We start from the raw sequence: 25,879 nt of genomic DNA, 5'->3' as shown, positions 1-25,879 counted from the left end.
AGTAGTCGTGGCTGAACTGGAGGGTCCCGAGCAGCGGCGTCGCCGCGGGTTCCGGCTCACCGCGAAGTATCAGGTCAGCGGGTGGCGGTTCCTGTACCGCCGGCTGCAGCACGCCCTGGTGCGCCGGGACACCCGCATGATCGACGACCCGCAGCGGGCCCAGTCCTCTCCGCTGGTGTTGGGCATCTTGCTCGGGATCGTGGTCTGCCTCGGCGCGGTGGTGTGGGGTCTGTTCTCCCCGGCCGGGCAAGTCAAGGACGCCAAGATCGTCATGGACAAGGACAGCGGCGCGCTCTACGTGCGTGTCGGTGACCGCTTGGATCCGGTGGCCAACCTGACCTCGGCGCGGCTGATCGTCGGGCAGCCCGACAACCCGGTCAAGGCCGGCGCCGCCGAGATCGACAAGTACCCGCGCGGCTCCCTGGTCGGAATCCCCGGTGCGCCCAACGACATTCGTGACGCCGAAGACCCGTGGTCGGTGTGGACGGTGTGTGACACCACGATGACCGGCTCAGCGGTTCCGCTGGATCCAGTGTCCGGATTGCCGACCACGGCCCGTTCACCGGTCACCACGACAGCCATCGGCGGCGTGCTGACCAAGGGCGCTGACACCGCCACGATGGGTGGCGACCAGGCCCGACTGGTGGGCTACGACAACCGGACGTGGCTGATTTACTCGCGTCCCGACGGAGTTGTGGTCCGCTCGACGCTGGACATCACCGATCCGATCGTCGCCGACGCGCTGGGGCTCAGTGCCGAGGATCTCGTCCTGCCGATCTCCCAGGGCCTGTTCAATGCGATCCCGGCCGAGCCGCCACTGATTGCCCCGGCGATCCCCGGGGTCGGTGAACGGCCGGCGTTCGCGGAGAACCGCCCGTTGACGGTGGGCACCATCCTCACCGCGCGCGACTTGTCTGGTGAGCAGACCTACTACGCCACGCTGCCCGATGGGGTGCAGGAGGTCAGTTTGACTGCGGCGACGATGATCCGGGCCGCCAACCCCCAGGTCAGCACCGAGCCTGTCGAGATCGGCCCGGACGAGCTGGCGGCCCTGCCGAAGTCGACCATGTTGGCGGTGTCGTTCTATCCGAAGGCCGCGGTGGAGCTGGTCAGCGCCGACAACGAGCCGGTGACGTGCTGGTCGTGGTCGCACTTCGGTGATGAGCCGACCTCGCGTACCGAGGTGGTCACCGGGCGCACGTTGCCGCTGCGGCCCGAGCAGGTCAAGGCGATCGTCCCGATGGTGTCAGCCCCGACGTCGGAGGGTATGACCGCCGACCAGGTGTACATGCCCTCGACGACCGGACGGTTCGTGCAAGTCACCAGCGCGGCCACGGATTCCCGGCTGAGGGAGTCCTACTTCTGGGTCGCTGATACCGGTGTGCGGTTCGGGCTGGACACCTCTGACAGAGAATCCGGCGACGTGACCCTGACGGCGCTGAAGTTGCATTACCCGGTGCCGGCGCCCTGGGTTGTGGTGTCGCTGTTCGCGCCGGGTCCCACGCTCTCGCAGAAGGACGCACTCATCCGCCACGACGGGGTGCCCCTCAATCCTGTTGTCGCAGGACTGGACAAGAAGGAAGTGAAGTAGGTGCGTACCAGCTTCAACCGGCCGTTCATGCCGGTCGAACCCCCACGGATCTCGCGTGAGGAAATTCAGGTCCCGTCGCCCAAGGAGATCGAAGAGGGCGAGCCGGTCTCGAAGATCCGAACCGTGGGCCTGCCCCTGCTGATGCTGGTGGTGCTGGCCGGCATGGTCGCGCTGATGATGCGATCGGGTCGGTTCAACCCGATGTTCATCATGCTTCCGCTGATCATGCTCATGGGCATGGGCGGCATGATGTTCGGCCAGAGCGGCGGGGGTGGGACCTCGCGGGCGCAGCTGCTGTCGGACCGCAAAGCCCAGACCCGCGGCCTGGGGGTCACCCGGGAAAAGGTGTTCAAGCGTGGTCTGAGCATGCATGAAGGGCTGCAGCACGCCTTCCCCGACCCGGTGATGCTGCCCAGTCTCATTGGTAACGAACGCATGTGGGAGGTCACTCCCACCAACGACGGATTCACCGCGCTGCGCTACGGCGTCGGTGAGGTGGAGCTGGCGGCGCGCATCGTTGCCCCCGAGGCACCTCCAGGGGAGTTCCTGGAGCCGGTGGGCTGGGTGCAGACCGTGCGGTTCCTGCGCCACCACACCACGGCGTCCGGGATGCCATTGGCGCTGGCCACCGCCCGGTTCCCGATCATCGGGATCTCCGGGGAGCGGGAGGTTGCGCTGGGCATGTTGCGCGCGATGCTGGTGCATGCCGCGGTCACCCACGGTCCGGACAACCTGTCGATGGTCGTGCTCACCGACGATCCGGACGGGCCGCAGTGGTCGTGGATGAAGTGGTTGCCCCACACCCAGCACCCGTTCAAACTCGACCGTCTGGGCAGCGCGCGAATGATGTACTCGGACTGGTCGACACTGACCGCCAGCGTCGGCGGGGACGACGACGAGGACCCGGCCAAGCTCATCGACTTCACGATGAACTTCGATCCCCATGTCGAGTTCGTCAACGACAAGTACCGCCACGTGCTGGTCATCGTGGACTCCGCAGTCAACGACAAGCTCATCGACTCGGTCATCGCGCCGCGGGCCGGGGTGACCTGGCTGATGGTCAACCCGCCCGAGAATGCTCTGACCTCCAGCGAGGGCATCGTGCTGCGCTGCGACCCCGACCGGACCGTGTGGCGCACCGAAGCCGACAAGCCGTTGGCAGAGCCGACCAAAGTCGCTCTGGCCGATCAGGTCTCGCTGACCGATGCGCGGACTCTGGCGCGGCAGCTGGCCAAATACGAAGTCACATCGCTGACCAGTCTGGGGCGCCAAGCCAAGCAGTCCGAGCGTGGCCGCGACTGGGGGACGCTGATGCGGGTGCGCGACCCGGGCTCCCTGGACCCGATGGACACCTGGAGCGCGATCAGCCGCTACGGCGACAAGCGGCGCCTGCGCATCCCGATCGGGTTCCTGGCCAATGGCGACCGGCTGGACCTGGACATCAAGCAGGCCGCCGACGGCGGTACCGGCCCGCACGGGCAGCTGCTGGGCACCACCGGTTCGGGCAAGTCCGAGTTCATGCGCAACCTGGTGCTCAACGCGTGCGTGACGCACTCCCCGGACATGCTCAACCTGCTGCTGGTCGACTTCAAGGGCGGACCGACATTCCTGGGCATGGGTGACCTACCCCATGTCACCGCGGTCATCACCAACATGGAGCAGGAATCCCACCTGGTCTCGCGCATGGCCGAGATGATCGACGGCGAGATCGCGCGCAGATTCCAGATCCTGCGCGGCGCCGACGAACTGAGTAACCGCTACGACGTCAAGGACATTCGCGATTACGAGCAGCTGCGTGAGCGCGGCGTCGACCTCGCGCCGCTGCCCTCGCTGTACGTCATCATCGACGAGTTCGCCGAGCTGCTCGCCGAGTACCCCGACTACGGCAACCTGTTCAAACGCATCGGCCGCGTGGGCCGGTCGCTGGGTATCTACCTGCTGTTCGCCTCTCAGAACCTCGACATCTCTGGTCGCACCAGTGGCCTGGAATCCAACATCGGCTACAAGATCGGTTTGAAGACCCAGACCGCCCAGGAATCGCGGGCACTGCTGGACAGCTCCGATGCCGCCTACCGCCTGCCCGGCACACCCGGGCATGGCATCCTGCTGGGCAGCGCCGGCGACCGCGCCGGTGAGCTGACGCAGTTCTACGCAGGCTTCACCGGCGCGGCATACTTCCCGCCGGCCTCGGAGATCAGCGTCGAGCGCGCTCAGACTCGTTCCGACGATGGGGGATTCGTCGGGCCGCAGGCCTTCACCGCGATCGAGGCGCCGCTGCCGAAGGACACCAACGCCTCGGTCGAGGTGGTCAGCGAACCTGAGCGCACCGAAGAGGAACTCGAGGCGGCCCCGACCATCTTCACCACCGTCGTCGAGCTTCTGCGGAACTCGGGTTTCCCGGCGCCCTACCGGATGTGGCTGCCGCCGTTGGAAGTCAAGACCCTCGACGATGCCGAGCCCGCCCTGCGCGATTGGGCTGTGCCGGCCAATACCGCCCTGCCGCAGCTGCGTGTGCCGATGGGCATGTTCGACGATCCGGTCAAGCATGCCCAGCCGACGTGGACCATCGACACCGCCAACCAGAACGTCCTGATCCTCGGCGGTGCGCAGAAGGGCAAGTCCACCGCCCTCAAGACGCTGGCGTGCTCACTGGCGCTGCACAACACCCCCGAGCAGGTGCAGATGTATCTGGTCGACTACGCCGGCGGCGGCCTGGGCCCGCTGGCGGACCTGCCGCACGTTGGCGGGGTGGCCACCAGGTCCGAGCACGACGCCATCAACCGCATGCTCTCGCAGGTGCGCAGCTTGATCACCGACCGCGAGCGGATCTTCCGGGACAACAAGATCGGCACCATGGCCGACTACCGCAAGCTGCGAACCAACCCTGACCACCCGCTGCTGCGCGAGGATCACTACGGCGACGTCTACATCATGATCGACGGATGGGACGCAGCCGTGTCCGAAGGCCAGGTGCTGCAATACCGCGGCAATGAAGTTGAGTCGCTGATCGCAGGTGCTCTGAACTATGGCGTGCACCTGGTGATGTCGACAACGCGCGTCGTCGAGATGCGCGGTATCGAACCGCACATGGAAGCGGTCATCGAGCTGGACACCGATGAGTTCTCCCGCATCGACAACGCCCTGTCCAAGAACCGGCGCCAATCCCCGGGGCACGTCCTGGCCACAGGCTCAACCCTGCAGGGGCTCGTCGCGCTACCCCGCATCGACGGCATCCAGGATCAGACCTCGATCAACGAGGGCATGTCGGCGCTGGTGCGCCAGATTGCCGACCAGTTCGCCACCAGCTCGGCCGAACGTCTGCGCACGCTGCCCACCTCGCTGACCTACGACCACCTCGCCGAGATGGTTCTGGAAGCCGACCACCGAGCGGTCGAGAAAAACGGGGGAGTCTGGGACCCGCGGCGGCAGCTGCGCCTGGCCTTCGGCATCCAGGAGGAACGGCTCACCCCCGCCTACGCCGAGATGTGGCGCGAGCCGCACTTGCTCATCGCGGGCAACGCGAAGTCAGGCAAGAGCGAGGCGATCGGGGCCATCTACGACAGCATCACGCGCCGGTTCCCCGGCGGCGTCGATGAGGCCGCGGTCATCTTCATCGACCCGCGGCGCCGGCACCTGGGCAAGATCAGCGACAAGAACCTGTTCGCCTACGTCACCAATGACGACGAACTGGCCGCTGCGGTGGTCAAGCTGTGGGACCGCTACAACCTGGGAGCACGCGAGCTGCCCCCAGGCATCGACGCGAAAACGCGGGCGGCGCGTTCGTGGTGGTCAGGCCCGGAGATCTTCATGATCATCGACGACTACCACCTGTTCGCCAACACCAGGAACTTCGGGGACCAACCGGCGATCTTCAAGATGCTGCCGCAGCTGGAGAACGAGGCGTTGGCCAAGGGTTGGCACTTCGTGCTCGCCCGAGCAGCTGAAGAGTTCTTCATCGCGGTCAACAGGGACCCGATTCTGCGTCGCATGATCGGGGACGCGGCACCCACAGTGATGCTCTCGGGTAACAAGTTCGACGGTCAGATCGGTGATCAGAAGTTCGAGAACTTCGGCATCCCGGGCCGCGCCCGCTATCTGGAGTCAGGCTTCGCACGCAAGGGCAGAGTCCAAGCCGCGTGGTCGGGCATTCGGTACAGCGACGATGACAGCCTGGGCGACTGATGAAAACGCGACCGGCACCGCGCGGAACAGGAAAAAGTGCGACACCACCTCTTCACAATGGCGCTAGGCTGGTGCAAAGTTTTACCATCACAGGTAATATTGCCGCGGAAGCGCGATCCGTGGCACCAGGGGAATGAGGTTTGCTAGTGATCACCAACGTTGAAACCGCGGTCATGATGGCGAGCGTTGCCGATGTGGCCTCCAATGTGGCATCCACCGCGGGCGTCATCGCCGGCGGTGCGCCCGTCATCATGGCGCCAATTCCGGCTGGCACCGATGAGGCGTCCATGCTGGCCACCGCGAACACCAGCGCACAGTCGGCAGATCTGCTCGGCACCGCGTCCATGGGGTTCCTGGAGCTGGCGCGTTACGCGGGGACTCTGGGAGTCGTCGACGCCAGCTACACCATGGTCGACGCGGCCAACGGGACGCAGTACCTGTAACCGGGTACACGCCACGATCATGATTGCGGACGAGCAGCCTCAGACGCCCGGCACCTCAGTGTCCGGGCGCGATGAGCTGGCTGTCTGCTCAGCGTGGGGGAGCCGCTGGCGCGTTGCCCCTGAGGTGAATGTCGGTCGGTTGAAGGCGCATGCCGCAGGTGTCGGGGGAGGTGGCGATGTTCGGTCCTCCTGAGGTGATCACCGGCAGGTTGATGTCGGGCGCCGGCGCCGCTCCCATGGCGGCAGCCGCAACGGAATACACCGCCGCCGGCATCGCCTACGAGGTCTCCATCGACCGGCTTACCGCGCTGATGGCTTACCTGTCGGCTTCCTGGCAGGGCGAAGCCGCGATGGCCATGCAGCGCACTGTCATGCAGTTCATCATGGTCAATCGCATGCTGCAGGCGCAGGTCCTCGCACAGTCGGCGCGCACGGCCGCGCAGGCGGCGGCATTCACCGAGGCCTACACCACGATGGCCCAGATGGTGGAGATCGTGGAGAACCGCGTCACCACTGCCACCTTGCACGCGACCAACTTCCTGGGCTTCAACACTGTGCCTATCGGTGTCAAAGAGGGCCAGTACATGGAGATGTGGATGCGCGACGTCGCCGTGCAGACCAACTACCTGGCACAGACGGTCGCCAACACCACCCCGGTCCCCTTCACGAAGCTGCCCCCGCTGACCGGGGTGACCAGCTTTCCCCCCGTCATCACGCAGGCCCTCAACGCGGCGATGGCGGCCACCGACACGGTCCGGATGCAGGCAATCAAGGCGCAGAACGCAGCCGCGGTGCTCAAGGGCAAGGTCGGTGGCGCCGCCTCAGCGGCGGCGTGGATGGCTCAGCGCACCGCCGACGGCGCACAGAAGGCCGAGGCCCAAGCCGCTGTGACCCGGTTCCGTGAGAACGGCCTACAGCGTGAGGCGAACCGGACCGAAGACCAAATGGCCCAGCAGTTGGTACAGCAGATCCCGCAGCAGGCCGCGCAGATCGGTCAGACCGTGATGCAGGCGCCGCAGCAGGCGCTGCAACAGGGCCAGCAGATGGGCCAACAGTTCGCCTCGCAGATCAGCAACCTGATGAGCCAGGTGTCACCGGAGCACCGCCTGGAGCAGCCCGGATTTTTCGACACCCAGCCCAGCTCTTCCACGCTGGACCGGTTGGCTGGAAGCTCCGGCGGTGGCGGACTGGCCACAGCTGTCCGTGTGCCGGGCCTGTCCGGATTGTCCGGTGCGTCAACAGGATTCCGCTTTCCTGGCGGCTGGGATGGCCCCCTCCCGGGGTCGGCGCCCCCAGCGGCACCCGCTGCGCCCAGCAGCGGCGCTCCTGCGGCCCGCCCCGGTGGGTCGGGGATGCCCATGCGCCACGGCAACCGCCGTGACGAGGAGAAGGTGACGGTCAAACGTCCTGACACCGAACTCACTCCGATCTGGGGGTACGTCCCCGATGAGGACGAGTCCGTGTCGGCCGGCGCCTTGGTCTCAGAGAGGCAGACACCCGACACCCAGGAAACCAGTTAGATGGCAGCGCGCCTGCCCCCACACTTGCGCTCAAGGCTGTTCGGAGCGCGGCGCGCCATGGTGGCGTGTGAGTCCAGGAGCGGCAGCACCACCACCAGTTCAGAGAACACCACCACCATTTCAAAGAAACGGAGTTCGTTGTGAGTATGCCATTCAACATGGACATGGCTGTCCAGGCGGCACAGACCGCCAGCTTCCAGGGTCTGGTCGATTCGGCACAGGCCAACAACAAGCAGATGATGGTCGTCGCCGACAGCGCCATGACGGCCAACCGCGGCCAGATGTCGGCGTCGTTCCAGACGTGGATCAGCGATGTCCACCAGGTCGCCACCAGCAACAACGTGGTGCTCGACCAGATCCGCGAGGCGCTGCAGTTCGGTCTCGGCTCGACCGACAACCAGGAATCCTCCGCCGCCGCGGACTTCCAGCAGATCACGGGTGTCGTCAGCCCGTTCCACTAGCCCGCGCCGACACCTGATCACCCAAAACCACTGACACACAAGGAGACAACACATCATGGCCGGAGACGAAGTTCACTACAACTATCCGCTGATGGAATCGATCGCCGGGCAGCTGCAGACCTGCGGGACCACCGCGCAGGGCCTGCTCGATGCTGGCCGGGCGAACAAGCAGACCCTGCTGGGGAGCTTCCACGGCGACACCGCCAACACCTTCCTGGACTGCTTCACCAAGTTCGAGGGTGTCTGCCAGGACCAGATCGAGGTCGTGCAGCGGGGCGTGAACTCCTACCACAACGGCATCCAGGGGATGCAGGGAAACGAGAAGCAGATGATGGGGTACTTCCCCGGCTGATCTGCTTTCAGCACCGTCGAGGACAGGGCGCCTCGATCCATCGAAATGGGTCGAGGCGCCCTGTTGCGTCACCGGCCGAAGGCCGAGCTGAAAAGCGTTCTCGCGCAGGCAGAATACGGTCCCGGCGCGGGTAGCATCGGCGGCTATGGCGAAAGACATCCTGGCGGCCGCGCATCTGAGTGTGGACTCGGCGCTGTTCATCAAGCGACTGATGGGCATCGACAGCATTTCCCCGGTACTGGCCCTGATGGAGAACGTCTACTACCCCCAAGACCAGGCCGCCGTCGACGATGTCACCGTCCCCATCCTGATCGACGCCGGACTGATCGACATCAACGGCAATGTCGACCCGACGCTGGCCTCCTGGATGAGGGTGCTCGAACGCCCCGACATCGAGGTCACCCTGCGCGCACTGCAGGAGGACCGGATGCGGCGCGCGGTCGTCGCCCGCCAGGGGGACACACACGTGATGGCGCTGCGGCGCAACGACGAGCTGGTGATCCAGGCCGTGTGGTCGACCAGTGAATCCCTCGACGACGTCGTGTCCACGCCGATCTGGTCGGCGATGCGTGAGACAGAAGAGGTGCTCGCCCCGGCGCCGGCGGAATTCGAAACCGTCACCCTGCCCCTGGAACAGATCGCCGAGCTGTCTGCGTCCGCGACGCCGGGAGACATGATCCGCGCCTTGCGCGGGGAACTCGGGGTCGACGTACAGACCGCCAAGATCCTCAACGAAGTCTCGGCCTACACCGGTCAGCGCTGCGAGATCGTGATGCGGGAGAACCGCGGCATTCAAACAGTCGATACCAAGGCCGGTGTCTTCGTCGCCGACACCTCCTACGGGCGAGTGCTCTCCGCGGTAGGCAAACAGGGTCCCCGCCTGTGGGTGACTTTCGGGCCCGGCACCTACGTGCGGTTCCGGGCGGCGATGTCCGATCTAGTGCAGCTCACACCGAGCCGGGATTGGTTCGCTGCCGGGGGTTCGGCGCGGTGACGGGACGTGACATCAGTGCAGGAAAATGGGTGCCCGGCGGCGCCGATTTCGCCCATTTTGGTGCGCTAGTGTGCTGGTGAACGCTGGGAGAATGGCCCTGGGGCACGCCCAGGGTGGCAGCTGTCAAACGACCGGACGATATGCCGGTCACCACGATTCATTTTGCGGGGAGAGGTGAGCCGAATGGCTGAAGACGTCGATACGGGCAACGGCCGGCACTGGTCGGAACCGGAGACTCCTGCAGAGTCCACGCAGTCCGCACCATCGGAAAGCAGTGGCTTGGCACCAGAATCCGGTGCCGCGCCGGAAGATCTGCCGGGCCCGCCGCCCACGATGATCGCGCCGGCCGGCGCTGGCGACTGGTCGGCGCGCCCGGACACGCCGCCGCCGGCACCGCCGGCTCAAGGGCGAGACCGGTTCGGGCCCGATGCCACGGCTACACCGCCGCCGCCGTCGCGTCCTCAGCCGTCGTGGGGTCAGCCCCCGGCGCAGAACTCGGCGCGCCCCAACGGTGCACCCGCGCCGGCACAGTCAGGTCCCGCCCAGTGGGGAGCGCAGCCCGCAGCTCCCGCCCAGCAGTGGGGCCAGCCGACTGCGACGCCTCAGGCGCAGCGGCCGGGCCCGGCGATGGCGCCGCGGCGTCCACAGCAGCCGCAGCCGCCGCAGGGCGAGCAGTTCCGAGGCTCCGAGGAAGCGACCAATCAGCACGGCCATTTCCGCCCGTCGGAGATGACCGCGCAGATCCCCGTGGTCCCCGATCAGGAGCGTGGCCGCCAGTCAGTCCCCGATCGCGAACAAGCGGTCGGACGTCAAGCCGAGCCGGATCAGTACCGGCGGGCCAACGCGCCGATTCAGGCGGCCTCGGCCGGCATCCGCCAGGAGCTGATCGTGGCGGCCAACGAGGAACGCACGCCGGTCGCCAACACCGGCTGGCGCGGCGCGACCAACAAGGCCGGGTTCAAACTCAAGCCCAGCAAGAAGGAGCAGCGCCGCCGCGATGTGTATGCGCGCATCCGCGCACCCAAGGACACCATGTACGCGATCGCCGTGCTCACCCTCAAAGGCGGGGCCGGTAAGACGACGGTGACCGCCACGCTGGGGCAGACCTTCGCCAAGTACCGATCCGACGGAATCCTCGCCGTGGACGCCGACCCGGACGCCGGTGACCTGCCCTCGCGCACCGCGGTGCATCCGAACAACCTGTCGATGATGGAGATGCTCGACACCGAGTCCAACGATCTGCGCCAGCACGATCAGGTGCAGCGGTTCCTGTCCACCACCGACACCGACCTCAATGTGCTGGCCAATGGGTGGCGCCCCGACGGCGAACGGGTGCTCGTTCCCGAGGACATCAGCGATGTCTACGAAATCGCCTCGCACTACTACAGCATGTTGCTCTGGGACGGCGACAAGGCCCTGAACTCCGCAGTCGTGCGCGAGATGCTGAACAGGTCCAATGCCCTTGTGCTGCTTGTGGAAGCGTCCCGACCCGGTGCAGAAAAGGCCGGGTATGCCATCGACTGGTTGCGCAATCACGGCTATCAGGGCCTGTTGGCGCGCACCGTCGCCGTGATCAACGAAACCACGGCCAACACCCGCTTGGATGTGGAGAAGCTGACCACGGTGCTGGCGCGCCAGCAACTCAAGATGCACCACATTCCCTTCGACCCGCATCTCGATGAGGGCCTCTTCGTGGACCTGGACAAGCTGAAGAAGAAGACGCGGCGGAAGTTCGAGGACCTCGCAGCGATTCTGGCCGACGACTTCTCCGTGCCGCAGCCGCCGGCGCCGGTCGCCGCGGCTAGCTAAATATCAAGGGAGACAACCAATGTCAGTCGTCTTGCCGCTTGAATCTTTGCCCGCTGATCCGAGCGGTCAGCCAGAGAGCAGCACCACCACCGTTGCGGCGGTTCCCGAGCAGATCCGCGTAGCGATCCACGTAGGCAACTACAACGTCGACACCTCGCTGGCCGCGCACGCTCCGCTGTCGATCGTCATGGAAGGGCTGGTGCCGTTCCTGTCCGACACTCTGCGCAGCGAAGGGTTGGCCGTCGACTTCACCACCACGGGGGTCTACACCCTTGCCCAGGAAGGCGGGATGCCGTTCGCGCGGACACTGTCGCTGGCCGAAGCGGGTGTCCTCGACGGCGCGCGGCTGCTGCTGCGCGAGGTGCACTCGACAGAAGTGTTCAAGCCGATCATCGAAGACGGCAGCGACGCGCTGGCTGAGTTCAACGCCGTCAAGTTCGCCTCCTTCACCGCCGATACCGCGCGGGTGCTCGGGCTGATCGCCATCGTGGGAGGCGCTGCGCTCACCGCGGCCCTGACCATCGCGGCGTGGTGGTCCACCCCGTCGAACGTGTGGTGGGCGCCGCCTGCCGGCGCGCTGACACTACTGGCGATCATCGGCGCCATCGTCGCGTCGCGCCGCTCGAACCGGCCGGTGTCCTACGTTGCCGGCATCGCCGCGATCCCGCTGGCGTTCTCACTGGGGTGGGTGATCGTACCGGCGTATGAGAATTCGCCGGGCCACTGGACGGCGGCGAATTTCTTCGCTGCGGCGTTCACCGTCGCCGCGGTGTCGCTTATTGTGCTGTGGCTCAGCGGCATTGGTATCAGCGTGCACACCGCGGTGGTGACGCTGGCGGTGACCGGTGCGGCCGCGGCCGGGGTGCGCACCTTCACCGAATTCGACATGCGCCAAATCGGCACGGTCGCGGTCGTCGTCGGAATGATCCTGGTGGCCCTGGCGCCAGGTATGGCCCTCTCCCTTGCCGGGGTCAAACCGCCGAGCCTGCCGGTACCGGGTGAAGACATCGACCGCACCGAACTCGACGAGGCGGCCATGGTCGTCGAAGTGTTCGACGACGGCAACGATGTGCGCACGGTGGCGCTCTCCGAGGACGAGGACGCCCAGCTCGAACGCCGAGCGCGGGTCTCCAACAAGTACCTCACCGGTCTGTTGGTCGCCGCGGTGGTGACTATTGTCGCCGGAGCGATCGTGGCCACCGAGCCTGCAACGCACTACTTCTGGGGTGAAGTCGCCGTCGCGATCCTGTCGATCCTGGTCCTGGTGCTGCGCGGGCGCTCCCTGCCTGATCGCGCGCACGCGATCACCTTCTTCGTCGGCGCGTTCATCTTGCTGGTCGGGTTCACCCTGACGATCATCACCGGCACGTCCAATGTGATCGCCGAGATCAGCGTCGTCGGCGGGGTGGCGCTGGTGACGGTCTTGGCCGCGCTGGCCGGGATGATGCTGCCCGGGCGGATCAAGTCGCCAATCCCGCTGCGGCGCATCGAGTATCTGGAGTTCACGGCGAACATGGCGGTGGCCATGCTGGCCTTCTGGATCGTCGGGGCCTTCGCGTTCTTCCGGAACCTGCTGTGACCGCGCGCGCCGTGCTCGCCGCCACGCGCACCGCGGCCGCCCTGGCCGCGGTGACCGCGCTGGTCGCCGCGACGCCGCTGGGAACTGCCGGCGCGGTGACCCCGCCCAATCCTGATGTGGCTGCCGCGCCGCCGGACGGGCCGCCAGGGCCCGACGGGCCCATGCGCAAGAACGGGGCGTGCGTGGTCGGTGGGGTTCTGCCCAACTCCGATCTGGCCAAGACCCCGCCGCCGTTGACGTCGCTGCAGATCGAGCAGGCACACAAGTTCTCCACCGGCGCCGGGGTCATCGTCGCGGTGATCGACACCGGTGTGCGCCCTCAGCCTCGGTTGCCCGGCATGATCGCCGGGGGTGACTACGTGGACCCCGGCACGGGTGCCAACGGATTTGAGGACTGCGAAGGGCACGGAACGATCGTCGCGGGCATCATCGGCGCGGCGCCGGCGCCTACCGACGGGCTGATCGGTGTGGCACCCAACGCGCAGATCCTGGCCATCCGTCAGACGTCGCTGGCGTACATGCCCGAGAACATCTCGGCAAATCCCGACGATCCCAACAGCTCTCGGACCGCAGGGGACATCCGGACACTGGCCCGGGCGATCGTGCACGCCGCCAACATGGGCGCACGCGTCATCAACGTCTCGGTGGTGTCGTGCGTGAAGGTGAGCACTCCGATCGACCAGGCGATCCTGGGCGGGGCGTTGAAGTACGCCGTGGAGGTCAAAGACGCTCTCGTCGTCGCTGCGGCCGGCAACGTCAATGCCTCCGTCGATTCCGGCGCCGGCAACCAGAGCTGCAAGAGCAACCCCGAGGCCGACCCCACCCGACCCGACGATCCGCGCAACTGGGGTGGGGTGAGCGTGGTGTCGACGCCGTCATGGTTTGACGACCTGGTGCTCTCGGTCGGGTTCGTCTCGCCCGAGGGGGTGCGCGCAGAGAACTCCATGGCTGGACCGTGGGTCGACGTGGCCGCACCCGGATCAGGCATCGTGTCGCTGTCCTCCAGCGGTGAGGGCGTCATCAACGGCGTCCCCGGGGAGGAAGCGGGTCTGGTGCCGATCGCCGGGACGTCGTTCGCGGCGGCCTACGTATCAGGAACCGCGGCGCTGCTGCGCTCACGGTTCCCACAGATGACCGCCCGTGAGGTGGCGACGCGGATCATCACCACCGCTCACGCTCCCGCCCGCGGAGTCGACAACGTCGTGGGACGCGGGCTCATCGATCCCGTCGCGGCGCTGACCTACGAGATCCCGATCGAGGGCGCACCCGCAGTGACCGTGCAGGCTGCTGAGCTGTCGCTGCCCAAACGCCCGCCACCACCGGATTCCGCGCCGAAGTGGATCGCGGCGATCGCCATCGGGGCGATGGCAGCCGTCGTGGTCGTGGTCTTCATCGTCGTGGCGGCGACCGGTACTCGGCGAGGGAGGCAGTGATGGCGACTGTGGCGCGTCCCCGGGGGCGCTGGATCCGGCTTCCCATGGTCTCGGCGCTCGTCTATGGCATCGCGGTGTGGGTGGTCGTGGCGTTCACCATGTCCAAGCACCTGCCCGTGTGGGCGGCTGTGCTGATCCTGCTGGTCGCGGCGATCGGACTGTTCATCCCGATCCGCGGCCGGGTCGTTCTCGTCGAGTGGTTCGGCGTCGTCTGGTCGTTTCTGCGCCATCGGCGCCAACCGCTGCCGCCGGCGCTGACGCCGGCCACCGACATCAACGTCATCTCCGGCAACGCCGGAGTGCGTTGGGATGGGCATACGTTGGTCGCCGCGGTCGAGGTCGGCCCGACACTGGCTTTGAACACCGAGGCCGGAGGACGGTCGTTCGGCGGCAGCGAGCTGCCTCTGGAGCTGGTGGTCTCGCTGATGAGCCAATACGGGCTCAACATCGACATCGACGTCGTCGAGGCGGGCTGCCACGTTCCGCCAGGGACTGCGTATCGGACCGTGTACTCGCAGTTCGTGGGTCCCCGGCGCCTCGTCGGGCAGCGCCGTACGTGGTTGGTGTTGCGGCTCAATGACTTGGACAACCTCAGCCGCATCGTGGAACAAGGTCCCTCGCGTAGCGCTGGGCCCAAAGCGCTGGCAGCCGCGGCGCACCGGGTGGTGCAGCGTCTGCAGCAGGAGCAGCATCGGGCACATGCACTGTCGGCCGAGGAACTCGACGCCATGGGGGACGTGCTGTTAGCGCCGGTAGGGGCGGTCGACAACCAGGAGAAGTGGTCCTACATCCGGTCGGGCCCGAACTTCATCACCACCTACGTCGGTAACCCAGAACTGTTGGCTCACGGCCAATTCGACCAGTGGTGGTCCTGGCGTACCGAAGAGACGGTCACCGTGATCCGCCTGACCGGTGCAGGTGGTGTCTCCGAGGTCCAGGTCGGTGTGCTGGTCCGCTACGTGCACCACGGCAAGGCCTACAAGCCGCTCGCGGAAGCGAAGTTGGCCCGCCCCACCGGTATTCAGCGCAAGATGCTCGATGCGGGGCTGCCGGGCGGGGATCGCAGCTTGGAAGCGACGATGCCGACAGTGGCGTTCTCAGCGGTTCGCGACGTGCGCGTCCCCATCGGCCCATCCGGGCAGATTCTCGGCCAGATCGATGAGGGAACCCTTGTCGCCGTGCCGCTGTGGGATCAGTCAGGATCGCCCAAGCGGCGCCGCATCGACGCGCGTGTAGGGCCAGAAGTGGCTCGGCAGTTGGTTTTGCGCGCCGTGGTCACCGGTGCTGTGGTCGCCATCCATACCGATGACCGGCAGCGCTGGGAGAGCCTGGTGGCCACCGTCGACGACGACCGGCGGCTGTTCTACGCCACTGCCGGTGCGCGTACCTGTGACGTCGCGATCTTCGACGGGCGCACGGTCACCACGGTGCCCGCGCGCACGGTGTTGCGGCTGCTGGGCCCGGACGCGGCCGGCGGCGGCGCGGACATGACCATCGTCGAAGGCCCCGGACAGGTGCTGGAGGTGTCGATCAACGATGCCGAGCCGGTCAGCATTCTGACCATCCGCACCCGTGAAGAGGATCGGTACCTGGGCCTGGGCTCCGACCAGATCCAGCAGCCGCGGCGCACAGTGTCCACTGCGCCGGTGCTGACGCGTACCCCGCGTCGAGCTGCAGAGGTGCGGATGCCGGCGCCTGCGCCGGTGCCGGATCCGGTGGCTCCGAGCGCCCCGGCCCCCTGGGCGCCGCAGCCGCCGGTGCAAGCACCTGTGCCGGCGGGCGACCTGGCCACTGCCGGGACCAACGGAAACCATGCCGACAACGGGTCCAATGGAGGTGGCCGGCACCGCGACCTTGGTGGGCCGCAACGAGTTCCGCGCAGCCAGCGCACAGCGGAGTCGCCCCCGCCGCCGGCCCCGCGGCGCCCGCCGCGCAACTTCCCGCCTCCGCCGGGGAAGTAGTAGTCCGACAGCAACAGTGCCCGCCACGAAAGATCGTGGCGGGCACTGTGCTGCGTGGAAGGGCCTATCCGGCCTTGAGGTGGGTGGCCGCGCGCAGCTGGGCGTGGCGGGCCTTGGTCTGCTCGTCGAGGTCGTAGGACAGTCGCAGGCATCGAGACGCTTCGGCGCGTTGCTCGCTGCTGGCGGCGGGATGCCACCACACCTCAGCGGCGTAGTCGGCCGCGGTGCGGGCGTATTGCCCGCGGCGCCACTGTTCGGCTTCGGCGTTGGCCTCGCAGAGCGCGGCAAGGGCCGCGCTGAGGGCGCCGGCCGGCGAGGTCAGATCTTCGGCGCGGGGGCTCATTGTCCAATCGTATTGCCGTGTGCAGGGCGAAAACCGGTCCGCGGCCGGTCGGATTTCGGTCGAAAAAGGGTGGGCGGGAGCGGCGTGTCGACGCTGGGTGTTCCCGGTGGGGCGGTGAGATGAGTCGAGCGCCGGGGCCTGCCGCGTGCACGAGTGATGCACGGTTCTTCCACGCAGGACGTTAGAGGCCCGTGAAAACAACCTCCATTGTTCGTGAAAGTGGGGGCGCGTGTCGCGCACAATGTGTGTGAATTATGCTTTGACCTGCGATGACGGTATGGCCCCAGGTCGCTGCAAGTTTTTTGCCTCGGTAGAGGCATTCCCCCAGTCTCGGAAGGTTATGATTTGCGCATGCCAAAGACTCCGAAGCTGGTCCGGGCGCTAAATTCTCCGCCCGTGGTCATCGCTATTGCCATGCGCAAGGGCGGCGTCGGTAAGACCACCACAGCGGTGAACCTCAGCTACGAACTGACCCGGCTGGAGGTATTCGACGAAGCCGAAAAGATCACCCGACCCATCCGCGTCCTGCTGATCGACGTCGACCCCCAGGCCAACGCCACCTCGGGTCTGGGACTCGAGATCCCCCCGGACGGCGATCCGACCCCGACCATGTTCAACGTTCTGCACCCCGAGAAGCACCGCAGGCTGCCGCTGAACGACGTCATCCAGGGCACCGAGTACGGGGTCGACGTCGCGCCGTCGCGCGAAGCCCTCGACGAGCTGGATAAAGGCCTAGGCCCCGGCGGGCAGATGCGCCTGCGCCGTGAGGTGGAAATGCTGCCCGCCTACGACTTCGTCATCATCGACTGCCGGCCCACGCTCAACGAACTGGCCGCCTCGGCCTTGTCGGCGGCCTCCTGGGTATTGGCCACCGTGGGCACGGGTCCCGATGAGGTCGCCGCGCTCGCCTCGCTGGACGCGGCCGTGGAGAACGTGGACCTCAACAATCCCGGCATCAAGATCACCCATGTGCTGCTCACCAACTACATGAGCGGCTCGCGCGCGACCAAATCAATCCGCCGCGCCGTCGAAGATGCTTGGGAGAAAGAGTATCTGGGATACATCTCCCGGACCATCCGAGTCACCGAGGCCAAGGCGCACAGACAGCCGATTTCGGTCTACGACCCGGGTTGCACTGCTGCAGAAGACTATCGGCGTGTCGCACAGCGCATCGCGGAGGAAGGACTGATGACCAATGGCCGCTAAGGATGCCATGCCGCTACCCAATCCCCGGGGGCGGGCTGTGTCGCCGGATGCCGCGCGAGGCCGTGGTGGTGTCGCCCCCGCACCGGATCTGCGCGCGGCGCCGCAACCGCACTCCGCGGGCAACCCCGTCGCCGATATGGTCGCTCACGACCCGGCGCTGGAGCAGCTGCGTAACCGCAAGGTCAAGCGCACGGGGATGAACGTTCACATCAACACCCACGTGTCGAACGCGTTTGCTGCATTTATCGACGAGTACGACTTGCCGAAGGGGGATGCGGCGTCGCTGGCGATCCAGGAGTTTCTGGAACGGCGCGGCGTGAACATTCCCGGTGTTGCGAGGGCGCTTCCGCCGCCAGTTGTCGCCGTGCCTGACATGGGCGAGGCTCATCCCAGCAGTGGCGGTTCGGCCACCGGTGGATAGGGTAGTGGTTGCTGTAGGTGGGCGAGGTGGGGGTTTGTCCCAGTGGCATCAACGCAGAATTGGATAAGCGATGACCAACCAGGTGGACAAACTGACCGACGATCTCGAAGCCGGCGTTGTCGGCGACGACGACGCTGATATGGCCGATTCGGCGCAGCTGGTGCGCACCGAGCCCGCCAAGACGGAGATCGATCCGCCGCATGTGGCGACAGAGTTCTTCGCCCAGCAATTCCAAGACTTGGTGAGCACGACCAAGGTCCGGATGCTCGACACCGACCGCGTCAAGAAGCTCACACCGTTGGGCATCCAACGACTGTTGAAGAAGCAGGCCCCCGACCTGCCGGTCTCGCAGACCCAGATCTACCGCTACTTCCATGGTGAGGCTCCGCCGCGCCTGGACGTGGTCTACGAGCTGGCACGTCTGTTCGAGGTGGCGCCGACCTACTTCGTCGAGGGATCCAACGAAGAAATGCCCACCGTCGCTGAGGCGAAGTCCACGCGCAGCGCACAGAAGGGCAAGGCTGCGATCGATCCGCCGCACGTGGCAACGGAGTACTTCGCCAAGCGATTCCGTGCGCTGGCGGCCAGCATGAACGTGCGCATGCTCGACACTGACCGCGTCCGCAAGCTCACTCCGCTGCGGATTCAGCAGTTGCTCAAGGAGCAGGCTCCCGACCTGCCGGTCTCGCAGACGCAGATCTACCGCTACTTCCATGGTGAGGCTCCGCCGCGCCTGGACGTGGTCTACGAGCTGGCGCGGCTCTTCGGTGTGCCACCGACCTTTTTCGTGCCCGAAGAGTTTCTGCCCCAGTAGCAGCTGATGGCCATGTATCGGACCCGCGTCCGATACGGCTGTATTGATGTTGTGAAAAGCAACCCCTGTGCGACAGGCGATTCCGGGCATTTGTGGCCATAGACTGAGGCTCGCAACTCCGGCATGAGCTTCCAGGGTCTTTGGCAAGAGGTTTCCCGGTTCGCGGTGCGGCAACGTGCCACATGCCGGAGTTGCTTTTACTTCCAGCGGTTTTCACGCGCTGGGCGGTGAGGGAGGCAACGGACGTGGACAGCGAACAGGACGCCCTCCGTGCCCATGTACGCATGCGCCTGGCGTTCTGGCAGGCCCAGGACCGCCGCAGCATCACCACCGGCCCCAGCTGGTTGTGGCGGGGTCAGCACGTGGCCCCGTTGCGCCAGTCAGACCTCAGCGCCGGCACCGCCGAACTGATCGCCCGCCGCCGCACCGCCGGCACACCCACCGCGGCGCTCTTTGACCCGAGCGGACCGCGGCGCCGCCGGCTGCCCCGCTGGGCCTCGATGCGCGCCGCGGCGTGCTGGGCCGTGGCGGCCGCGGCCTGGGCGCTGGTGGCCCTGATCAGTGCCCGCGCGAGCGATGACCGCGCCGGCATCGGCGCCGCGGCCGGATGGGGTGCGCTCCTGTGTGCCGGGGCTGCCCTCGGCGTCTTCGGCCTGGCCCTCTGGGCGCGCCGCGATCCTCTGAACCTGAATGCTGCACAAGTCGACGAGGTCGATGCCGCGCGCCGCGTCCTGGAATGGAATCCACTGGCCGGCGCCGGGCCGATCACCCCCGGCGGTGGCTACCTGCTCGAAGGCATCGCCGTGGTGGAGGACCTGATGGCCAGCCCGGGCTGGGCGCTACCGGGGGCAGACATAGTGCGGTTGCGCTTCGATCCCGACGAGGAAATCTTTCAGATCGCGCGCGCCGCGTACTGCCTGGACGCGCATGATTCGGGCTCGGCAGCACTGGGGCAGCCGTTCGTAGTCACGGGCTTGGGCAATGCGGTGCTGCGCACCGAGCGGAGATTCCTCACCGAGGCGCTGCTGGGCAGGCTCATCGTGCTTCACCGGTGTGTGTCGACGCTCAGTGAGCTGCAGCAGCGCCGCGATCAGGTCACCTCGACAGCGGACCCCTCGGTGGCCAGCGGCGCGCTGTTCACCGCGGTGGTGGAAAACGAACTGGCCGCCGCCGCCCTCGACGATCTGAACACCGACCTTCTGGCGATGACGCAGGCCTACGAGAACATCGGGGCTTCGGCGAACAGCCAGTACAGGAAGTAGCGCTTCACCAGCGCAAATGGCAGAGCCCCCAGGCGGGCCCGCTGCCGGCAGGGTCCCCGCCGGCACCCGCGCTCGGCGAGGGCTTCCGGCAGGGACGTGCTATCGCCGCAGGCCACAGCGCATCCGGCGAGATGGCAGGCCGTCCGCACCACCTGACACTCGCCAAAACTCCCCATCACAGATAATTACCCATAAGCGGGAAAGCTATTTGTCGTAGTCAGCGGCTAATCTTGCCCCTACAGATGTGCAAATCGTAACCGTTTGGATTTGCAGATTCAGGGACGCGAAAGCGACTGGCCTGGGGAGGTAGATGCGATGTCTGAAGCAGCCGTGATCGAGCTGATCGCCACGTTGGGGGCACCCCAACCGATCGACGAGGACTGGGCCGAGAAGGCGCGGTGCCCGGAGACCGACCCCGAAGCGTTCTTCCCGAGAAGGGCGGCTCGACCAAGGAAGCCAAGAAGGTCTGCCAGCGCTGCCCGGTCATCGAGGAATGCCTGCAGTACGCGCTCGACAACGACGAGCGGTTCGGAGTCTGGGGTGGGCTGTCCGAACGTGAGCGCCGCCGCCTCCAGCGCGGTCTGGACCCCAACAGGGCCACCGATGGCGAGATCGCCGAGCCGCACGCTCTGCCGGCGATCGCCGCCTCGGCCGAGGATTACCAGGACGCGAGGTTGGCAGGATGACCCGGCCCGCGCAGCGGTCCGCCGGCCGTGACCTGATCCCCGGCCTCGGCGAGGATCAGCCTCCCGCCGAAGTGATCGACGCCTACTGGATGGCGGTCGACCTGGCGGCCTACGGATGGCATCCCAAGCGCCTGGAGTTCGACGCTAACACCGCGACTGCCTTCGTCACGGTGCACACTCCGACACGGCGCACTGTGACTGTGAGCTGGGATCTTCGCGGCAATCGCAAAGCGCGCCAACAGGTTCCCGGCCAAGGCGCAGCGCATCGGCTGATCGGGCTCGCGCGTGCGGTGGCGAGCCTGGGACAGAGCGACGCTGAAAGCGGCGACGACTGGCTGACCCAGCTGTGCTGGTTGGTCCAGCTGCACGTGGGTTCTCCGCACCGCCATCACGGCAACTGGCGGTGCAGCGATCCGCTGCCCACCCTGGGATCCAACGAGCAGCCGATGTCCCGGGGCCGTTCGGCCGCGTGGCTGATGGCCCGCCTGGTCGCCAAGTACGGCTGGACGGTGCGACATCTGGGCGAAGACATCGCCGGAGGCGGATTCATCGCCGACATTCCCGGCGATGTGTGCGCCATCTTCCCGGCCACCATGGACTACGACGGCACCGCAGCGGCCGCGCTGGCCCGGTTGATCCCGACGCTGCAGGCCCCCGATATCGAGCTGCTGGCCCACCGTCTTGACTACCGGGCTCTGTGGGCGCAGCGGCATTCGACCGGAGGCGCGCGGCGATGACCGCGCCCGCAGCCCTGATCGTGCCCAAGGCGTGGGTGCCCGACTACGTGCATGGCTCACTGCGACACTGGGATCCGAGCACGGACATCAGCTGCGGGTGCCGCCGGGCGCACGGCAATCAGGTCATCCACTGCGTCGGCCGGATTCAGCACTTACTCGACGTCGCGTTCGGGCGCGCTCCGCGATCGCGGTGCGGAGTGCGGCTCATCCAGGAACGCCCCACAGCACTGCTGGAGGACGGTGCACCGTTGTGCCCGGCGTGCGTGGCCATCACTCATCCGCCGGCGGCGACAGTCGAGGTCTTCAACCACCGAGCCGACCCACAGAACGTTGCACGATGAGCGCGCCCCGGCTGGACTCCGAGCTGGTGCGCAAGCACATCCTGGACACCCTGGCAGCAGCGGAGGGCGAACTGACCACCGCCGCGATCCGGCAACTGCTCTTGTCGTGGGCGCCACGGCTGATCAACGAGATCGTCTACCGCAACCTCGTCATCCTCGAACAGCGCGGCCAGGTCCGGCGCCTGCGACTGCCCGGCCGACGCCACGTCGCCTGGGCGCTGAACACCACCAAACCCCAACCCGCCACCGTGACGGAAGGACAACGCCGATGACCGCACCAGAAGTCCCCGAGCCCTACGTCCTGGCGGTCCCGGTCGCCGACATCTTCGCCGACCACACCTACCAGCGCCCGCTGGATCCCCAACGGGTCCAGCACATGGCGGCCACCTTCGACCAGCGGCTCCTCGGCGTCATCGAGGTCTCCGACCGCGGGGACACATCCAGTCCCCGATACGCCGTCGTCGAAGGCCAACACCGTTGGGCGGCAGTGGCACTGCGCGATCCCGGCGCGGCGATCGCCGCCCGTATCCACAGCGGACTCACCATCGCCGAGGAGTCACAACTGTTCCTGGGCATCGACATCAACCGCCGACGGCTGACCACGTTCAACCGGTGGAAGGCGCGTCGTGCTCAACAGGACCCCGAGGTGACCGCCATCGAGGCGACCGTGGCCAGCGTGGGGCTGCGTGTCGAGGAAGCGCCCAAGGACGGGAACCTGCGCTGCACCGGGATGCTGGAGAAGATCGCGCGTAGCGGCGGCGGGCACGCGCTGCTGCGGGACAGCCTGCGCCTGCTGCATCAGACCTGGGGGGCGCAGCACAGCGCTTACGATGCGCCGCTGGTCGGCGGGATGGCCGTCTTCCTCGACGCCTTCGCCCGTGCGGAGTACTTCGACTGTGAGGTCCTCGTCGACGCCCTCATCGACCTCACCCCAGAGCAGGTGAAGTTCTACGCCAAAGCCAAGAAGGCCGGCGGCAAGCACGGCGGCGGCGCGCTGCCCAAGTTCGTCGCGATCGCCCTGCACGAACGTCACGCCCTGCACCAGCGCGCCGGTCAGAGGTTGGCCATGCCGGCGGGCTTTCGGGGCACGCTGCGCGCGCCCGGGGTGAGCACCACACGAGCGTCGGGTGCCGCCGCGGCATAACCCGTTGCGGGGACATGTCGTCACCGCAGTTCAGCGACCCAAATATCGGCCGCAGCGACGGAAACGGCCCGCCGGGCCGGTACTCACCCGGTAAGGCGAACGGGAAGGAGCCACAATGGGCCACACAGCCACCCAGGCGCGACGAGCACCCAGCGCCGGTGCCACCGGGCCGCAGTGCGTCATCCCCAACTGCAGCATCGACGTGGAGCTGTGGGGCGACACGTGCGCGGACTGCCTGCGCGCCTTCGGGGCCCACCTGCGACCCAGCGCCGCGCCTCCGCTGAACCACCAGCAGATCCTCGAACGCGACAGCTACGTCGATCGCGCCCTGGCCCTGCAGCGCCAGGTGAGGGACGGCCACCGGCGCGGTAGGGCCACCGCGAGCCCGGCGCCGCGGCGGGGGAGGCGTGCGTGACCGCCCTGGAGGAACGGCCGGCCAGAGCCGCCGCGAGAGCTGACGACAGCGCCGACTACGGCCGGCTGCCGCCGCACGACGAGAGTGCCGAGCAGTCCGTGCTCGGCGCGATGATGCTGAGCAAGGACGCGATCGCCGACGTCCTGGAAGCCCTGCGCCCCGGGGACTTCTACAAACCGCGACACCAGATCGTCTTCGACGCCATCCTGGATCTCTACGGCCGCGGAGAACCCGCCGACGCTGTCACCGTGGCCGCCGAACTCGATCGACACGGGACACTGCAGCGGGTCGGGGGAGCGCCCTATCTGCACACGCTGCTATCGGTGGTGCCGACCGCGGCCAACGCCGGCTACTACGCGCGCCTGGTCGCCGAGAAGGCCGTGCTGCGCCGCCTGGTGGAAGCCGGCACCCGCGTGGTGCAGTACGGCTATGCCGGCGCCGAAGGCGCTGAGGTCGCCGACGTCGTCGACCGGGCCCAAGCCGAGATCTATGACGTCACCAACCATGAGCGTCGCGACGACTATGTGGCGTTGGCCGACCTGCTGCAGCCCACGATGGACGAACTCGACGAGCTGTCCAACAACGGGGGCCTGGCCACCGGTGTGCCCACCGGGTTCATCGACCTCGACGAGTTGACCAACGGCCTGCACGGCGGACAGATGATCACCATCGCCGCGCGCCCCGGCATCGGTAAAGCGCTGGCACTCAACACCATTCTTCCTACCCCGTCAGGGTGGACGACGATGGGTGAGGTGAAGGTGGGCGAGGAGCTGCTCGGCGCCGACGGCCGACCCACCCGCATCGTCGCGGCCACCGAGGTCCTCTACGGCAGGCCCTGCTATGACGTGGAGTTCTCCGACGGCACCGTGATCACCGCCGACGAGCAGCACCAATGGCCCACCCGCGGCGGCATCGTCATCACCGCCGACCTGCAGCCCGGCGAGACAATCCCCACCACGGCGCCGGTGGAGCTGCCCGAGATCGTCGAGCCCGACGATGACCCGCACACCGTGGGCCGCTGGCTGGGCGGAGACCTCGGTGTCGAACTGCGCGGCTATGACACCGTCGTCACGCGCTACCTGCGTGGCTCGCTGCGTCAGCGCCGCGAGATGCTGCGGGGACTCCTGCTGGCCAGCACCGTCAAGGGTGGGCCTGGGGACAGCTTCACCATCATCGCCGGGTGGCGGCTGCCCGAAGACCGCAGCTTGGCAGTGGACCTGCTGTGCTCGCTGGGCTTCGTCGTGGCCCCCGGCTGGGCGGGATCACCGATCCACGTGGTCGCCGGAGATCGCAGCGTCATCGCGGTGCGCAAGCGCCACAGCGTGGCCGTGCGGTGCGTTCAGGTGGACAATGCTGATCACCTCTACCTCGCCGGTGACGGTATGGTCCCCACCCACAACTCAACGCTCGCACTGGATTTCATGCGTTCATGCTCGATCAAGCATCAGATGACCAGCATCCTTTTCTCGCTGGAGATGAGCAAGTCCGAGATCGTGATGCGCCTGCTGTCGGCGGAGGCCGGAATCAAGCTGGGCGCCATGAGGTCGGGCACGATGAGCGACGATGACTGGGCGCGGCTCGCCAAGAAGATGAGCGAGATCAGTGAGGCCCCGCTCTACATCGACGACTCGGCCAACCTGACGATGATGGAGATCCGCGCCAAGGCGCGGCGCCTGGCGCAGAAGACGGACCTGAGGCTGATCGTCGTGGACTACATGCAGTTGATGACCTCGGGTAAGCGTGTGGAAAGCCGCCAGCAGGAGGTCTCGGAATTCTCCCGCACCCTCAAGCTCATGGCCAAAGAACTCGACGTGCCCGTCGTCGCGCTGAGCCAGCTCAACCGTGGCCCGGAACAACGAACGGACAAGCGGCCCTTGATTTCTGACCTTCGCGAGTCCGGATCGATCGAACAGGATAGTGATCTCGTGATCCTGCTGCACCGCCCCGACGCCAATGATCCCGACCATCCACAGGCCGGGGAAATTGAGATCATCGTCGGCAAGCACCGATCGGGCCCCACCAGAACGATCAAGGCGGCCAACCAGCTCCACATGAGTAGGTTTGCCAACATGGCCCCTGGCCACAGGGGCGGAGGACAATCATATTGATCAATAACAATATAACGTCACACGCACAGGCCGCGGTGATTTCCAGTGGTTAGCTGCGGGACAACAATCGGCATGCG

Annotated in this window: 22 protein-coding genes and 1 pseudogene; 22 read left to right on the top strand and 1 reads right to left on the bottom strand. The window is 66.8% G+C overall.

Going from position 1 to position 25,879, the window contains the following annotated elements:
- The first annotated feature begins 7 nt into the window (after positions 1-7).
- From eccB to eccE, 11 genes are all read left to right on the top strand, one after another.
- Entirely contained in the window at positions 8-1,591 is a 1,584-nt protein-coding gene (eccB, locus tag BVC93_RS31160) for a type VII secretion protein EccB (protein ID WP_192860452.1), read from the top strand.
- Positions 1,592-5,773 (top strand): type VII secretion protein EccCa, encoded by a 4,182-nt coding sequence (eccCa, locus tag BVC93_RS31155; protein ID WP_083741582.1) that lies wholly within the window; start codon positions 1,592-1,594, stop codon positions 5,771-5,773. It begins immediately after the preceding gene.
- Positions 5,774-5,919: 146 nt separating this feature from the next.
- Complete coding sequence (locus BVC93_RS31150; RefSeq protein ID WP_083741581.1) at positions 5,920-6,216, top strand: PE domain-containing protein; 297 nt, start codon at positions 5,920-5,922, stop codon at positions 6,214-6,216.
- A 176-nt stretch (positions 6,217-6,392) separates the two neighbouring features.
- Positions 6,393-7,736 (top strand): PPE domain-containing protein, encoded by a 1,344-nt coding sequence (locus BVC93_RS31145; RefSeq protein ID WP_192860451.1) that lies wholly within the window; start codon positions 6,393-6,395, stop codon positions 7,734-7,736.
- A gap of 140 nt (positions 7,737-7,876) precedes the next feature.
- Positions 7,877-8,197 carry a hypothetical protein gene (locus BVC93_RS31140; RefSeq protein ID WP_157517336.1) on the top strand — a complete coding sequence of 107 codons (321 nt, stop codon included), beginning with the start codon at positions 7,877-7,879 and terminating at the stop codon, positions 8,195-8,197.
- Positions 8,198-8,252: 55 nt separating this feature from the next.
- The gene (locus BVC93_RS31135) at positions 8,253-8,549 is read left to right on the top strand and encodes a WXG100 family type VII secretion target (RefSeq protein WP_083741578.1); all 297 of its coding nucleotides are present in this window, start codon (positions 8,253-8,255) and stop codon (positions 8,547-8,549) included.
- Positions 8,550-8,694: 145 nt separating this feature from the next.
- Positions 8,695-9,543 (top strand): ESX secretion-associated protein EspG, encoded by an 849-nt coding sequence (locus BVC93_RS31130; RefSeq protein WP_083741577.1) that lies wholly within the window; start codon positions 8,695-8,697, stop codon positions 9,541-9,543.
- Between the two features lie 183 nt (positions 9,544-9,726).
- Positions 9,727-11,352, top strand: a complete 1,626-nt coding sequence (locus tag BVC93_RS31125) for a nucleotide-binding protein (protein ID WP_083741576.1) — start codon at positions 9,727-9,729, stop codon at positions 11,350-11,352.
- Positions 11,353-11,371: 19 nt separating this feature from the next.
- Positions 11,372-12,931 carry a type VII secretion integral membrane protein EccD gene (eccD, locus tag BVC93_RS31120; RefSeq protein WP_083741575.1) on the top strand — a complete coding sequence of 520 codons (1,560 nt, stop codon included), beginning with the start codon at positions 11,372-11,374 and terminating at the stop codon, positions 12,929-12,931.
- Positions 12,928-14,364 carry a type VII secretion-associated serine protease mycosin gene (gene mycP / locus BVC93_RS31115; protein ID WP_236950537.1) on the top strand — a complete coding sequence of 479 codons (1,437 nt, stop codon included), beginning with the start codon at positions 12,928-12,930 and terminating at the stop codon, positions 14,362-14,364. The genes eccD and mycP overlap by 4 nt, the downstream gene beginning before the upstream one ends.
- Positions 14,364-16,325, top strand: coding sequence for a type VII secretion protein EccE (gene eccE / locus BVC93_RS31110; protein ID WP_157517335.1), 1,962 nt, complete (start codon positions 14,364-14,366; stop codon positions 16,323-16,325). The genes mycP and eccE overlap by 1 nt, the downstream gene beginning before the upstream one ends.
- 64 nt (positions 16,326-16,389) lie before the next feature.
- Here the strand turns inward: eccE and BVC93_RS31105 are convergent, their stop codons facing one another.
- Positions 16,390-16,668: a hypothetical protein gene (locus BVC93_RS31105; protein ID WP_083741573.1), complete on the bottom strand. Its 279-nt coding sequence runs from the start codon at positions 16,666-16,668 to the stop codon at positions 16,390-16,392.
- Positions 16,669-17,019: 351 nt separating this feature from the next.
- Here BVC93_RS31105 and BVC93_RS31100 point away from each other — a divergent pair, with 351 nt between their 5' ends.
- The 11 genes and pseudogenes from BVC93_RS31100 to dnaB all read left to right on the top strand — a co-directional run bounded on the left by BVC93_RS31100 (position 17,020) and on the right by dnaB (position 25,802).
- On the top strand, positions 17,020-17,874 hold the full coding sequence (locus BVC93_RS31100) for a ParA family protein (protein WP_083741572.1): 855 nt from the start codon (positions 17,020-17,022) through the stop codon (positions 17,872-17,874).
- Positions 17,864-18,295, top strand: a complete 432-nt coding sequence (locus tag BVC93_RS31095; protein ID WP_083741571.1) for a hypothetical protein — start codon at positions 17,864-17,866, stop codon at positions 18,293-18,295. Before BVC93_RS31100 ends, BVC93_RS31095 begins: the two co-directional genes overlap by 11 nt.
- 70 nt (positions 18,296-18,365) lie before the next feature.
- Positions 18,366-19,109, top strand: coding sequence for a helix-turn-helix domain-containing protein (locus tag BVC93_RS34300; RefSeq protein WP_083741570.1), 744 nt, complete (start codon positions 18,366-18,368; stop codon positions 19,107-19,109).
- A gap of 245 nt (positions 19,110-19,354) precedes the next feature.
- Positions 19,355-20,371: a hypothetical protein gene (locus BVC93_RS31085; RefSeq protein WP_157517334.1), complete on the top strand. Its 1,017-nt coding sequence runs from the start codon at positions 19,355-19,357 to the stop codon at positions 20,369-20,371.
- Between the two features lie 381 nt (positions 20,372-20,752).
- Positions 20,753-20,955 (top strand): annotated as a pseudogene (locus BVC93_RS34295) (WhiB family transcriptional regulator); the annotation flags it as partial.
- Between the two features lie 98 nt (positions 20,956-21,053).
- Positions 21,054-21,794 carry a hypothetical protein gene (locus BVC93_RS31075; RefSeq protein ID WP_083741568.1) on the top strand — a complete coding sequence of 247 codons (741 nt, stop codon included), beginning with the start codon at positions 21,054-21,056 and terminating at the stop codon, positions 21,792-21,794.
- Positions 21,791-22,135, top strand: a complete 345-nt coding sequence (locus BVC93_RS31070) for a hypothetical protein (protein WP_083741567.1) — start codon at positions 21,791-21,793, stop codon at positions 22,133-22,135. Before BVC93_RS31075 ends, BVC93_RS31070 begins: the two co-directional genes overlap by 4 nt.
- Complete coding sequence (locus BVC93_RS31065; RefSeq protein WP_083741566.1) at positions 22,132-22,407, top strand: hypothetical protein; 276 nt, start codon at positions 22,132-22,134, stop codon at positions 22,405-22,407. The genes BVC93_RS31070 and BVC93_RS31065 overlap by 4 nt, the downstream gene beginning before the upstream one ends.
- Positions 22,404-23,279 (top strand): DUF6551 family protein, encoded by an 876-nt coding sequence (locus BVC93_RS31060; protein WP_083741565.1) that lies wholly within the window; start codon positions 22,404-22,406, stop codon positions 23,277-23,279. Before BVC93_RS31065 ends, BVC93_RS31060 begins: the two co-directional genes overlap by 4 nt.
- Before the next feature lie 115 nt (positions 23,280-23,394).
- Positions 23,395-23,694, top strand: a complete 300-nt coding sequence (locus BVC93_RS31055) for a hypothetical protein (RefSeq protein ID WP_157517333.1) — start codon at positions 23,395-23,397, stop codon at positions 23,692-23,694.
- A 5-nt stretch (positions 23,695-23,699) separates the two neighbouring features.
- Complete coding sequence (gene dnaB, locus BVC93_RS31050) at positions 23,700-25,802, top strand: replicative DNA helicase (RefSeq protein ID WP_192860456.1); 2,103 nt, start codon at positions 23,700-23,702, stop codon at positions 25,800-25,802.
- Positions 25,803-25,879 lie beyond the last annotated feature (77 nt).

This window comes from Mycobacterium sp. MS1601 (assembly GCF_001984215.1).
In the GTDB taxonomy this organism is placed as follows: domain Bacteria; phylum Actinomycetota; class Actinomycetes; order Mycobacteriales; family Mycobacteriaceae; genus Mycobacterium.
The sequence above is the reverse complement of the archived record's forward strand: the minus strand, read 5'-3'. Positions and strand labels throughout refer to the sequence as shown.